At 28.1% G+C, this 13,562-nt stretch carries 18 protein-coding genes; 12 read left to right on the top strand and 6 right to left on the bottom strand.

The window, feature by feature from the left end; all coding sequences use genetic code 11:
* The 6 genes from SPD90_RS04105 to SPD90_RS15215 all read left to right on the top strand — a co-directional run.
* Nucleotides 1-1,253: FAD-dependent oxidoreductase (locus tag SPD90_RS04105; RefSeq protein WP_320924383.1), on the top strand; the 1,253-nt coding region annotated here is incomplete at its 5' end.
* Between the two features lie 90 nt (nucleotides 1,254-1,343).
* Entirely contained in the window at nucleotides 1,344-1,727 is a 384-nt protein-coding gene (locus SPD90_RS04110) for a 4Fe-4S binding protein (protein ID WP_320924384.1), read from the top strand.
* A gap of 242 nt (nucleotides 1,728-1,969) precedes the next feature.
* A complete protein-coding gene (locus SPD90_RS04115; protein WP_320924385.1) occupies nucleotides 1,970-2,689 on the top strand; it encodes an ABC transporter ATP-binding protein in 720 nt (239 codons plus the stop codon).
* On the top strand, nucleotides 2,690-3,427 hold the full coding sequence (locus SPD90_RS04120; protein ID WP_320924386.1) for an ABC transporter permease: 738 nt from the start codon (nucleotides 2,690-2,692) through the stop codon (nucleotides 3,425-3,427).
* Nucleotides 3,428-3,465: 38 nt separating this feature from the next.
* Nucleotides 3,466-3,786, top strand: coding sequence for a helix-turn-helix transcriptional regulator (locus SPD90_RS15210; RefSeq protein WP_331680507.1), 321 nt, complete (start codon nucleotides 3,466-3,468; stop codon nucleotides 3,784-3,786).
* 23 nt (nucleotides 3,787-3,809) lie between these two features.
* Nucleotides 3,810-3,998 carry a hypothetical protein gene (locus tag SPD90_RS15215; protein WP_331680508.1) on the top strand — a complete coding sequence of 63 codons (189 nt, stop codon included), beginning with the start codon at nucleotides 3,810-3,812 and terminating at the stop codon, nucleotides 3,996-3,998.
* Nucleotides 3,999-4,342: 344 nt separating this feature from the next.
* On the opposite strand, the gene SPD90_RS04130 is transcribed toward SPD90_RS15215, so the two are convergent.
* From SPD90_RS04130 to SPD90_RS04150, 5 genes are all read right to left on the bottom strand, one after another.
* A complete protein-coding gene (locus SPD90_RS04130) occupies nucleotides 4,343-4,843 on the bottom strand; it encodes a hypothetical protein (RefSeq protein ID WP_320924387.1) in 501 nt (166 codons plus the stop codon).
* A gap of 21 nt (nucleotides 4,844-4,864) precedes the next feature.
* Entirely contained in the window at nucleotides 4,865-5,494 is a 630-nt protein-coding gene (locus SPD90_RS04135) for an amidase domain-containing protein (protein WP_320924388.1), read from the bottom strand.
* Complete coding sequence (locus SPD90_RS04140) at nucleotides 5,475-5,669, bottom strand: hypothetical protein (RefSeq protein WP_320924389.1); 195 nt, start codon at nucleotides 5,667-5,669, stop codon at nucleotides 5,475-5,477. Before SPD90_RS04140 ends, SPD90_RS04135 begins: the two co-directional genes overlap by 20 nt.
* Nucleotides 5,670-5,678: 9 nt before the next feature.
* A complete protein-coding gene (locus tag SPD90_RS04145) occupies nucleotides 5,679-6,161 on the bottom strand; it encodes a hypothetical protein (RefSeq protein WP_320924390.1) in 483 nt (160 codons plus the stop codon).
* 498 nt (nucleotides 6,162-6,659) lie between these two features.
* Nucleotides 6,660-6,992: a hypothetical protein gene (locus SPD90_RS04150; RefSeq protein ID WP_320924391.1), complete on the bottom strand. Its 333-nt coding sequence runs from the start codon at nucleotides 6,990-6,992 to the stop codon at nucleotides 6,660-6,662.
* A 202-nt stretch (nucleotides 6,993-7,194) separates the two neighbouring features.
* Between SPD90_RS04150 and udk the strand changes: the two genes are divergently transcribed.
* A complete protein-coding gene (udk, locus tag SPD90_RS04155; RefSeq protein WP_320924392.1) occupies nucleotides 7,195-7,812 on the top strand; it encodes a uridine kinase in 618 nt (205 codons plus the stop codon).
* Between the two features lie 34 nt (nucleotides 7,813-7,846).
* Nucleotides 7,847-8,413 (top strand): NUDIX hydrolase, encoded by a 567-nt coding sequence (locus SPD90_RS04160; RefSeq protein WP_320924393.1) that lies wholly within the window; start codon nucleotides 7,847-7,849, stop codon nucleotides 8,411-8,413.
* Nucleotides 8,414-8,653: 240 nt separating this feature from the next.
* On the opposite strand, the gene SPD90_RS04165 is transcribed toward SPD90_RS04160, so the two are convergent.
* Nucleotides 8,654-9,439 (bottom strand): methyltransferase domain-containing protein, encoded by a 786-nt coding sequence (locus tag SPD90_RS04165; protein WP_320924394.1) that lies wholly within the window; start codon nucleotides 9,437-9,439, stop codon nucleotides 8,654-8,656.
* Between the two features lie 293 nt (nucleotides 9,440-9,732).
* Between SPD90_RS04165 and SPD90_RS04170 the strand changes: the two genes are divergently transcribed.
* The 4 genes from SPD90_RS04170 to ligA form a co-directional block, all read left to right on the top strand.
* On the top strand, nucleotides 9,733-10,791 hold the full coding sequence (locus tag SPD90_RS04170; RefSeq protein ID WP_320924395.1) for a lysylphosphatidylglycerol synthase transmembrane domain-containing protein: 1,059 nt from the start codon (nucleotides 9,733-9,735) through the stop codon (nucleotides 10,789-10,791).
* Nucleotides 10,792-10,815: 24 nt separating this feature from the next.
* A complete protein-coding gene (locus SPD90_RS04175; protein WP_320624203.1) occupies nucleotides 10,816-11,241 on the top strand; it encodes a DUF3783 domain-containing protein in 426 nt (141 codons plus the stop codon).
* 123 nt (nucleotides 11,242-11,364) lie between these two features.
* Complete coding sequence (locus tag SPD90_RS04180) at nucleotides 11,365-12,300, top strand: phosphoglycerate dehydrogenase (RefSeq protein ID WP_320624204.1); 936 nt, start codon at nucleotides 11,365-11,367, stop codon at nucleotides 12,298-12,300.
* A gap of 51 nt (nucleotides 12,301-12,351) precedes the next feature.
* A partial coding sequence (gene ligA / locus SPD90_RS04185) for an NAD-dependent DNA ligase LigA (protein WP_320924396.1) occupies nucleotides 12,352-13,562 on the top strand: 1,211 nt, incomplete at its 3' end.

Here is a 13,562-nt window from a genome sequence, read left to right on the forward strand (position 1 = left end):
ATAAACCAAAATCTGCTGTTATTGCAGGTGGGGGATATATTGGATTAGAAGTATCAGAAAACTTGCGTGATTTAGGTATGGAAGTAACAATTGTTCAACGTCCAAAACAATTATTAAATCCAATAGACTACGATATGGCAACTTTTGTTCATGCAAAAATGAGAAGTAAGGGTATAAATTTAATGCTTGGTCAAACTGTAGAAGGATTTTATGGAGAAGACGAGGGCATAAAGGTATTGCTTAAAGAAGAAAAATCGTTAAAAGCAGATATGGTAGTTTTGGCTATAGGTGTAACACCAGATACACATCTTGCGAAACAGGCTGGACTAGAGTTAGGAATAAAGGATAGTATTTTAGTAAATGATAAAATGGAAACATCGATTCCTGATATTTACGCAGTTGGTGATGCAATAGAAGTAAAACATTGTGTTACAGATGAAAATGTATTGATTCCTCTAGCAGGACCTGCAAACAAACAAGGACGTATCGCTGCCGATAATATTTGCGGTGGTAACAGCAAATACCTTGGCTCTCAAGGATCTTCAATTATAAAAGTCTTTGATATGACAGTTGCGACAACAGGAATTAATGAGAAAACTGCGAAAAAATTAGGTATCGACTGCGACAAAGTTTATTTATCACCGATGAGTCATGCTTCTTATTATCCAGGTGGCAAGGCCATGACTATGAAGGTACTATTTGAAAAGGAAACTTATAAGCTACTTGGAGCTCAAATTGTAGGATATGAAGGTGTGGATAAAAGAATTGATGTGCTTGCAACTGCAATCCATGCAGGAATCAAAGCATTTGATTTAAAGGATTTAGACTTAGCCTATGCACCTCCTTATTCATCTGCAAAGGATCCAGTGAATATGGCTGGATTTATGATTGAAAACATTTCAAATGGGCTTTTGAAACAGTTCTTCTGGGATGAAGTAGATGATCTTCCAAGGGACGGAAGTGTAATTTTGCTTGATACTAGAACACCTGGTGAATACGCAAAAGGTCATTTTGATGGATTTATAAATATTCCTGTAGATGAATTGCGTGATAGAATCGGCGAATTAGAAAAAGGAAAAACAGTTTATGTAAATTGTCAAAGTGGTCTTAGAAGCTATATAGCATGTCGTATTTTAAGCCAAAATGGATTTGACTGTTATAATTTTTCTGGTGGTTTCAGACTTTATGAAACTATTATGAATGATTGTGTGGCAGCTGAGGTTTCTATGCCTTGTGGAATGGAAGTTAAATAATTGACAAATAATTATTTGTATAATTACAATCATCTTATAATTACAATTTTGTATATTATATTTAGTTAAATTAAATAGGAAGTGATTATATTGCATAGTTTATTTATTAAAAAGTTTAAAGTTCCAGAGGTTGCTGTTGATTATTTAAAAGTATTTTTTAAACCTTTAGAAATTGATTTTGTAGAAAAAATGGATAAAGAAAGAGCTAAACAAGTTGTTATAGACGCGCATGAAGCTGGATTAATGCATACGGTTAATCCTAATGGAATTTGTAACTGTTGCGGTGATTGTTGTTATGTACTTAGATCACAACAAAGAAGAAAAAGTATTGGAGTTTGGCCGCCTAGTAAATATGTTATAGAGTTTGATCAGAGCAAATGTGTTGGATGCGGTAAATGCGCTAAAAGATGTCATTTTGGAGTGTTTGAAATTAAAGAAGGTAAAGTTACAGTAGACGAGAGCAAGTGTATTTGATGTGGTATTTGTAATAGTACTTGTAAGAAAAATGCCTTAACTATGAAAGAAAGAAAATAATTTATTTAATATATGGTTAAATAATATTAGAAAAGATATAGAGTAGTTATCATGAACAACTATTCTATATCTTTTTTGTTTGTAAAGAATATTATATTTAAAATAGCAAGAATAGTCGAGATATAACCCTAGTAAACAAGATAAAATTATCAACATAAGAAATAATTAGGAGGTAAACCAAAATGGAAGAAATCATAAAAGTAAGTCAACTCTGCAAATCATATGGTGAAAAAACAGCTGTTGATAATCTAAATTCATCTGTAAAACAGGGAACGGTTGTAGGCATTTTAGGGGCAAATGGAGCTGGAAAGAGTACTAGTATTGAGTGTATTTTAGGTACAAAAAAATCTGATTCGGGAAATGTCAGCATTTGTGGGATGAATCCAATAAAAGATAGAAAGAAATTATTTGAAAAAATAGGTGTTCAATTCCAAGATTCAAATTATCAATCAGAAATAAGAGTAGATGAATTGTGTGAAGAAACAGCATGTATATACAAAAATCCAGCAGATTGGAGAGAATTGTTAAAAGAATTCGGTATATCTGATAAAGAAAGGAACCAAGTAAAATCTCTTTCTGGTGGAGAACGTCAGCGATTATTTATTGTTCTTGCTCTTATTCCACAACCAGAAGTGGTATTTTTAGATGAGCTTACTACAGGATTAGATGCTAGAGCGAGAAGAGAAGTGTGGAGGACATTAGAAAAATTAAAAAAAGATGGCTTGACAATTATTTTAACTTCACATTTTATGGACGAGGTCGAGATATTATGTGATGAAATACTTATTTTAAATAAAGGAAAAACTGTTTTTTACGGTACAATTGAGGAGGCTATAGAAAATAGTCCATGTGATAAATTTGAGGATGCATATCTTTGGTATTCAGATGAGGAGGGAAAATAGATGTTTGGTAAAATGTTGAAGATAGAAGGAAAATTATCTATTAGAGATATGAATATGGTTATTTTTGCGATTATAATGCCGGTAGTTGTACTTGTTATCTTAGGATTTATTTACGGGAATAAACCTGCTTTTGAGGGCGCTGATTATTCTTTTATAGAACAATCATTTGGTGCTTTGAGTACAATTGCTATATGTGCAGGTGGATTAATGGGATTACCTATTTTAGTGTCAGATTATAGAGAGCGAAAAATACTAAAAAGATTTAAAGTAACACCGATAAGTCCAGCTATGATATTATTTGTTCACTTGGCGATTTATACAATTTATTCAGCAGTTTCTGTAGCTGTTCTTTGGATTTTTGCAAAATTATTTTGGGGATTTGAGATGAGAGGATCTTATTTGACTTTCTTTGCTGGCTGGTTGTTAGTTTTGATGTCAATACTTAGTATAGGGATGTTAGTCGGTGGAATAGCTAAAAATAGCAAAAGTGCATCTGTAATTGCATCTATATTGTATTTTCCGATGCTAGTATTTTCAGGAGCGACTGTTCCATATGAAATTATGCCTGTTCAGATGCAAAAGGTAGTAAATATTATGCCACTTACACAAGGGATAAAGATACTGAAAGCAACTACTTTAGGAACTGAAATAAATAATGTGTTAGTACCTATAATAATTATGGTTTTGATTATTTTGATATGTGTAGGTACAGCTATTAAATTTTTCCGCTGGGAATAGATTTTTAAAATAGCAAGATAAGTCGAGAAAACAAATAGATGATGGTGTATGATAAGTATATTGGAGGTGAAAATATGCACGATAAAATAATTGCAGTACAGAGAATGCAGGATTATATAGAAAAACATATCAATGAGAGTATTACTCTCGCTGATTTAGCTAAAATTTCTTTATTTTCACCGTGGTATTCACACCGTTTGTTTAAAGAATATACGAATTATACACCAGCCGAATATATCAGAAGACTAAAGCTATCTAAATCTGCTTTGAGATTGAGAGATGAAGATTGCAAGATTATAGATATTGCTTTTGATTTGGGATTTCAGAGTGTAGATGGGTATCAGAGGGATTTGATTTAATTGAATTACCAGAAGCAGATTATATGGTGTTTCAAGGAGAACCGTTTTTAGAGGAGGATTACTGTCAAGCAATTGAAGAGGTACAAGAATCAATCAAAAAATATAATCCAGCTATGTGGAGATATAAATGGGATGATGAAAATCCGAGAATCCAGTTAGAACCGATTGGAAAAAGAGGATATATAGAAATGTTACCTGTTAAAACAATTTAATGCTAAAAAAATAGGGGATGTCGCAAGTTTTATTTTGTGACAGCCTCTTTTAGTTATATTACTATGATATTTTATTTTGTAATCTAATTGTGATTGATTATAAGTCATATATATTGCTACTATTATAATAAGACAATAAGTTCGTAATTTATTGCTATTGCGAAGAATATTAAAAGAAATATCATAATTGTAAACTATTATGTATACTAAAAATAGATTTTTTTGAATTTTAAATCCTCCTTGTTATCTTTTATTTTAACAAGGAGGATTGTTTTTTATTCTTACTTATTATTTAAATTGTATTTTAAATATAAATATTACAAAATCTTTATAATTGAAAGAATTTATATAGGATTTCCCACATTTAATATAATCCAATTGGAATCTTTTGTTTCTTTTATTAACTCTATTTCTGTTGAATATGTAGCATTTTTATTATTAGGTTTATATCCTAATTTAACTAATAAATTATCACTCCAATAAGTTAAATAAATTCTTCTTTCATATATTTTTCTATTAGAATTATTTTCTTTCTCTATTTGCTCAATATTTGTCAAAAAAATTGAATTTGAAGAATATTTTTCATTATTACATGATTTATCTTGTTCAGAACCTTTAAATTCCTCTAATACGTTAGGTGATAATATATTATTAATTTCATTTAAATTTCCTTTATTTGTATAATATGCAAATATTTTAATCGTTTGCTCAGCAGTTAAATTATCATGTTTTTTTAATTGTTCAGATGTTAATCCATACTTAGGATTTAGCCCATAAATAAAGATAACTACAAAAGAAAAAACTATAAAAAAAATTATACTTAATTTAATAAAATTTTTTTTCATTATAAAACCTTCCTTTTTTTATTAATTTACAATAACAAATTTTATTTTTGGGAATCTTTGTTTTAATGTTTCCCAATGATTTTTTTTACCTACTGAAGTCCATTCATTATATCGATTAGAATGTTGAGCTAATTTAAAATCTTTATATGTCAAATTTGTATCTAAATATTTAACTTTTCTACGAGATTCACCTTTTTTCCTAATTGTATGAGTTACAAAACCATTATGATCAAATTCTCCATCATCTGTTCTATCAAAAGAAACAAAAGAACCTTTTTTAACATTATCAGCAAAAGATATAAAACTTTTTGTAGAATATTTTACTCCAAAAAATCTTACAAAAGCATTAGCATTAATCCAAACTGTACTATATTTATCTTCTTTTGGAATACAATGCCAAGAAGTACTCCAGTTTATCCTAATATCATTTCCCCCTGAATATTTTATACATCTAGGTACTCCACCAGCTCGTTTTATTTGAGATACAAAGTTCGTACAATCAGCACCGTTAATATATTTATATATATTACTTTTTTCTTCTGCATATTTATCAGCATATTTTACGCCTTCTTTTATATTAAATTTATAATTTTGAGAATACCCACTTCCTGATGCAGTAGAAGAAGCTCCTTCATTTATCATATATATCATCTGTATCTTCTACATATTCATATTCTTCAGAAACCTCTTCTTCAGAATCATCTTGAGACATACTACTATCTAAATTATTTAAACCCATATTTTCTTTTATGTCTACATATTTTTTATCCTTTAAAATTGCTACTTTATTATTATAAGGTAACTTTTCACTTAAATTGACTAGCAAATAATCTGATTATATATTTTTATTATTTACTAACTCTATAATCTCTTTATTTTTTTCATTATTTTCATAAATATCAAAAAATTCAAGTAAAAGAGATATTTCATCTACTAAATTTTTATACTTTGATGATTCATTACTGTTAGAATAATATAAATCACATATATAAGATTCATAATCTAAACTTTTATCATAATATTCTTTCCAAGTAAACTCTGAAAATTCTCCTAAATCATATCTACTTTTTATTTCTCTTAACACATTTTTTGCTTGTATAGAAATATTTTCTAATGCTGTTTTAGAATTATCAAATGTAGGATATAATTTATATTCTTCATTATTAATTTTTAATGATTTTTTATATATTATAGAATTAATTTCATCTAAATTTTCATCTACTTTAAAACTTTCATTAATATTTTTAATTGATATATTTTTATTAAATTCTGTTTCAATAGCGCTTGTTTGTTTTAAATTACAAACAAAAATAGACATAGACAATATAACTGCTAATACTTTCTTTTTTTATTCATAACTTATTATTCTCCTTTATATTTTATTAATACATAACCTAAGTGTTCATAATCTTTATAACCTAAAAAAATAAAAAGATTGAAAGCACTTTCTAATAAATAAAATTTATATTACTATTTTAGAATATTGTAAATATTTTTTTGTTTTCATAATAAAAATCCTCCTCCTTATAGTTATTTATATATACCTTCGTATATATAAACGAAAAAAAAGAGCAGTTTGTTTCAATTTTTTATTTTTTTATATAAATATTTTATATTTATTTTTATTTCACAATAGTAAACTATTGCGAACCAAAAGGTTCTAAAAAATAACCCCATGATCGATATAAAATCATGGGGTTTAATTATCTAGAGAGTTTGAAGTTATTTACAGAAAAAATTTTGAACTCTCTCAACTTACACAAAATATCTGGTACTCCTGATTTTACCCTATTTTGCAACATACCCTATAAAAATTTTATAAAAGAATCAATAGTGATAAATTTAAAAGTAAGATTAATATACTTGATATTTTAACGTATATAGGTCTTATTTTATCGTTTTTTGATTTTAATGTGTTTAAAGCAACTGGTATTAAATATAAAAGTACAGAAACTACGGCTATTATCTTATAAGTATAGTAATTTGATGGTCCTGCTGAATAATTCATATATCCAATAAATGCTACAAATATAAATGACAATATAATAGCTATGGACAATGATTTACTTGATTTTGCTGAGTAAGTAAACCATGCAAGTATTGCACAAATTATAAAAAGTCCTATATAAATTAACAATAATTCACCCATTTATTCACATCCTTTCCTTATATAGTATATAGTAAAAATTGTAAATGATACAAAGCGTATTGAAAAGTCAATTTGTATAATATATTATAGAAATAATGATTTTTTATAACACATAGGAAATTATATTCCGCTAAAAATTATAAATAAATAAAATTACACAAATTTTATATAAAATCACAATAAAAATAAGTAGGTGTGTACAATGAGAAAAAATATATGTATAGTAGGAATAGCAGGAGGATCTGCTTCTGGAAAAACGACTATAGTAAATAATATAAAAGAACTATTTCAAAACGATATTGAACTAATAAGTCACGATAATTATTATTTGGCAAATGACGATAAGACTATGGAGGAAAGGATGAAGCTAAACTACGATCATCCATCTTCTTTCGATACAGATAAAATGATAGAGGACGTTAAAAAATTAAAAGAAGGACAAGTAATCTACAGACCTGTATACGATTATACTAAGCATACAAGAGCTAATGAGGTAGTAGCAGTCTATCCAAAGAAGGTTGTAATTTTAGAGGGAATATTAATATTAGAAGATCCAAGACTTAGGGATTTGATGGATATAAAGGTATTTGTAGATACAGATGCAGATGAAAGGCTTATGAGACGTATACTAAGAGATACGAAGGAAAGGGGTAGAACAGTAGAATCGGTTTTAAATCAATACGTAACTACTGTAAAGCCTATGCACGAGCAATTTGTAGAGCCTTCTAAGAAATATGCTGATATAATAATTCCTAGAGGTGGAGAAAATAAAATAGGAATACATATATTACAAGAGCATCTAAAGCTGATGTTGGGATAAATATGTATAGTATTATTGTTATGGGGGCGATAACTTGAATTATATAGAAGCTATAGAAAATTTTAAACCTACAAATGAGCAAGAGGAAAATGACAAAAAACTTATATTAGAATTTATAAAAAATAACGATAATGTACTTTATAGAGAGAATGAATACGCTCATATGACAAGCTCAGGGCTTATTTTCAACGACAAGCTAGATAAGATACTTATGGTACATCACAACATATACAACACATGGTCGTGGACAGGTGGGCATGCTGATGGAGAGAGTGATTTACTTAAAGTAGCTGTTAAAGAGGCTAAGGAGGAGACAGGAGTAGCTGATATAAACGTTTTGGATGAAGATATAATTACTCTTGATATTTTACCTGTAGTTCCACATGTTAAAAGAGGAAAATTTGTAAGTGGACATCTTCATTTTTGTATATCATATGCGTTATTAGCAGATGAAAATAGCAGTACGAGAGCGAAGTTAGACGAAAATAGTGGAGTTAAATGGATAAAGATAGATGAGTTAGAGAAATATTCTAATGAACCGTATTTAATCGGTGTCTATAGAAAGATTCATAAAAAGGTTATTTCTGAAGCTAATAAATAAAAAATAATTGTATTTTTTAAAAATAAAATGAAAGAAGAAAAAATTATCTTTCATATTTATTTTATAAATAAAAATAAAAGAATAAGTAAAAAATTAAAATAATAAAAAATAAAAAAATGATTCGAAAAGTTTTGTTAAAAATACAATGAAAAATTAAAGCTATGATTTATTATATTAAGAATTATAATAAATCATAGCTTTTTTGTCTCTAAATATCGCTTAAATAAGGTTAAATTTTACTTATTTTGATTTTGAAGCAACTAAGAATAATCTCTTGTAGTTGAATAAAGCAGTTCCATCAGCTCTTAGAGAATAAACATTTTTAAGTTTTATTAAGTAATTGTTTTTAAAGTTTTCTCTAAATTCATCATTAGGAAGGGCATTTAAGTAGTCCTTCATACTTGTACTTTCGTACCATTGAAGTATCCCTTCAAAGCCTTGCATAACGTGCATATAAGTAGTAGTCCATATTTGAATATCTTTTGCGCTTGATAAACGAGATAATACATCATAGTAAAAAGTTGGTTTATGATTATTAAATCTTAATTTTTTGCCTTCGAAGTAAGGTTTATATTTTTTAACGTATTCTAATTCATATAAAGCTTGTTGTCCTGCTATACCATCAACTAGTGGTAATTGTATAGCTATAGTTCCGCCTGTATTTAATAAAGCAAACCATTTTTTGATTAATTCTTCATGTCCTGTCATACGTTGTATAGCAGCATTAGAAAATACTATATCAAATTTTCCTAATTCACTTAGATCTTCTGTAGCGTCCATTAATCTAAAATCTATATCTTCATAAAGAGATTTAGCTTTTTCAATCATTGAAGATGAATTATCTATACCTATTATTTCTGCATTAGGCCATCTTTTCTTTAATTCGTTAGTACTGTTCCCAGAACCACAACCTATGTCTAAAATACGAGCAGGATTTTCTAATCCTATTCTTGATATTAAATCTTTTGCTGGTAAAGTTCTTTCTTTCCCGAACTTTAAGTATAAATCCGGATTCCAATCTATCATTTTGAATTACCCCCTTTGAATAAAAAACTCTATATATGAATTAAAACACTATTACGACAAAAATGCAAGAAGAAAAAAATAAATTGCATTTTTAAATAAAAAAAAATTTTTATATATTTTTAAAATAATCTTTAATTATAAAAGAGTTTGTAATAATTTTGTGATAAAATTTGTAATAAAAGTCAATATTTATAGTGTATACTAAATATAAATAAGTGAAATAGATCAAATATAATTATTTAAAAAAATAAAAATTTTTATGCCATATAGAAAATTATAAAGAGGAGAATATTATGAATTTTTTTAGGAAAAATAGAAATACAATATTAAAATACGGCTTTTTAGCATTTTTAATGGTATTTACAATTCATTTAGTTTTTAAAAATTTAGATGTGAAAGCTATAACTGACATAAAAGATATAATAGATAAAAAATATATAGCTATAGGAATTTACGTAATATTAGCGTACATATTTTTAGAAGGTATTATTTTAAAGCAAATAATAGATACTCAATATAAAGTAAAAGCAAAGTTTTTAGGTATTAAGCTAGCTGGTATGAGCTTTTATTATAATTTGGTTACGCCTTTTGCCTCTGGAAGTCAACCGATGCTTATATACGTTTTAACTAAATATAAGGTTCCATTTAGTGAGGCCACGGGTATAGTAACTAATAAAACTTTATTGTATCAGGCTGTAGTTACTATTTATTGTATGATATTTTTCTTTTTAAATACAGGTATATTGAGAAGCCAAATGCCGAATGTAATGCCTTTGGTTATATTAGGGATGAGTATAAATGCATTCACAATTATAATGGGATTATTGGCTATTTTAAATCCAAGAAAAATAAAATTCGTATTAAATATTTTAATCGGGTATCTGTCTAAATTTAGAATTCTGAGATTTTTAAGAGATAAGAACGAAAAAATAAACGCTTTTATAGATGAATACAGTCAATCTGTTAAGTTTTTTATGACAAATAAAAAATTATTAGTAAAAACGACTATATTAACTGTAGTGCAGCTGTCTGCGTATTTCAGTGTTTCTTTTTGGATATATAAGGCGTTTAATTTAAGTCAGTATCATTTTATGTATATGATAACTTTACAGACGTTTTTATATATGGCTGTTTCACCTATACCAACTCCGGGTAATATAGGAGCGAATGAGTTGGCGTTTTTTACTATATTTGCAAACGTATTTCCTAAGCCAATTTTAGGATATGCAGTTCTGTTGTATGGAGGATTGGTATATTATCTAATTTTGATAGGAAGTGGTATAATGACTATTATTACTCATTTTCAAATTAAAGATACAGCCCATAAATCTAGTGGCGTGGGTAAAATATAAATTTTAGTATAAAGGAGCAGTAAAATGACATTTAAAAAAATAAACGATAGTGAACAAGAAAATATACACGATAGAAGCTGTGTAATTTTAGTTAATTTTAATAATAAAGAGCTTACAGCGATTAAGACAGTAAGCGGTTTTGTAGGGATAAAAGATAGAATAGTTGTCAATAGTAAAAATGGAAATACAAAAATAAAGGATATATTAGATGGAAATATTTCTGATGACAATGACGAAGCTTGGATTGAAAAGGCTGTAATATTTAATAATATTCCAAATAATAGAGTTATGGCATTTTTAGATAGCTTGAAAAAAATGAAAATTAGAAGACCTCTATCAGCTATGGTTACAGAGGTTTCAATAGACTGGTCTTTAAATACATTGATTTATAATTTAAAAGAAGAAAGAAAAGCTCTTTCTAAAGGGAAGACTGCAAATCACAATAAATAAAATATTACAGATATTAAATATATACTAAAAAAGTAGATATTGATATTTAATATTTGAGATGAATACATCTCAATTTTTTTTTGAATACAAATGTAAGTTATTATTTTAAAAGGAGATGTGGGAATGAAGGTTTTATTTAATTTGAGAGTAAAGGAAGAACAATTTAATAGAATAAAGGATTTGGGATATGAAGTAGTTTGTATTCCAGAGAAGAGACTACAAAATAGTGTAGAAACAGATGATGCAGATATTTTAGTAGCGTATAATCCATTTGAAACACTTGATATATCTAAAATGAAAAATTTAAAATACATAATATTGACAAGTGTAGGATTTGATCAATTGCCTAAAGAAAAAATTTTAGCGCAAAATATACAGGTATCTAACAATAGGGGCGGATATAGTATTCCTATGTCTGAGTGGATAGTTATGTGTATATTAGAAATATACAAAAAAGCTAGAGCCTTCCATATTAAACAGGATAAAAAGCTTTGGAGTATGGATTTATCTCTAAGCGAATTATACGGTCAGAGAATAGGATTTTTAGGAACTGGAATGATTGCTGTGGAATCGGCTAAAAGATTAAAGGCATTTGGCGTAGAGCTATGGGGCTACAATACTAATGGACGAGATGTAGATTATTTTGATAGATGCTTTTCTAAGGATCAAATCGATGAAATTTTTAAAAATTGTGATGTTGTGGTCAGTACAATGCCTTGTACTGCAGAGACAGAAGGTATGATAAATAAAGAGAAATTTGCTTTAATGAAAGAAGGCTCTAGTTTTATAAATGTAGGAAGAGGTAAATTAGTAAAAGAAGATGATTTAGTACAATTTTTAGATAAATTTAAGGGTGTTGCCTTAGATGTATTTGAAAATGAACCTTTGAGAGAGGATAGTCCTCTATGGGAGGCTGAAAATGTAATAGTAACACCACATAATTGCTGGGCTTCAGATAGAAATAGACAGAGAGTAGATCAAATGATTTATTCTAATTTAGAGAAATACATAAAAGGAGAAACAGTATCAAATTTAGTAAATATAAACAGAGGGTATTAATTAAAATTTTATGGTAAAATTATAAAAAATAGTTAAGGAGTTATTTTAAATATGAGCGCTCAAAAAAGAATTGAAGAATTGAGAAATTTAATAAATTATCACAATGAAAAATACTATAATCAGGATTCACCGGAGATAGAGGATTTTGAGTACGATAATTTAATGAAGGAATTAATCGAGCTAGAAGATAAGAATCCTGAATTAAAAACAAATGACTCGCCATCAAATAGAGTCGGAGGAAAGCCTCTAGATAAATTTGATCAGGTAGTGCATAAAATACCTATGCTAAGTCTTTCAAATGGATATTCATGGCAAGATTTAAAGGATTTTGACTTGAGAGTTAGAGAGGCTGTAGAGGGTGAGGTTGAATACGTAGTTGAATTTAAGATAGATGGTCTATCAGTTGGATTAAACTACAACGACGGTGTATTTGAAAGTGGAGCTACTAGAGGTAATGGTATAGTCGGAGAAGATATAACTAAAAATTTAATGACTATAAAAAATATTCCACTTAATATAAAGGAAAATGGAGAATTGACAGTAAGAGGAGAGGTTTATATTTCTAAGGAGGATTTTGAAAAAATAAACAAAATCCAAGAAGAACAGGATCAACCTCTATACGCTAATCCAAGAAATCTAGCTGCTGGATCTTTACGCCAATTAGATTCTAAATTAACAGCTAAAAGACCATTGGATATATTTATATTCAATTTAGAGGATATAAATTCTAGAGAGTTCAAAACTCATAGTGAATCACTAGAATACCTAAAAGAGCTAGGCTTTTCAGTAAGTCCAAATTTTAAAGTATTTAAAACTATGGATGAAATAATAGATCATATAAAATACTGGACAGATCATAGAGAGGATTTATCATTTGGAATAGATGGAATGGTTATAAAGGTAAATAACCTAGCACAGAGAGAACAAATGGGATATACTGCAAAAAGTCCTAGATGGGCGATTGCATATAAATTTCCTGCTGAAAGAAAAGAAACTAAATTGCTAGATATAATAGTAGAAGTAGGTAGAACAGGAACTATAACTCCTACAGCAGTTCTAGAACCTATAAGACTTGCAGGAACTACAGTAAGTAGAGCCACACTTCACAATGAAGACTATATAAAGGAAAAAGACATAAAGATAAACGATACAGTATTGGTTCAAAAAGCAGGAGATATAATTCCACAGGTAGTAGAGGTTGTAACAGATAAGAGAACAGGAGAAGAGATAGACTTTAATATGCCGACAGCGTGTCCTGTCTG

This window comes from Intestinibacter sp. (assembly GCF_034113885.1).
Lineage (GTDB): Bacteria > Bacillota > Clostridia > Peptostreptococcales > Peptostreptococcaceae > Intestinibacter.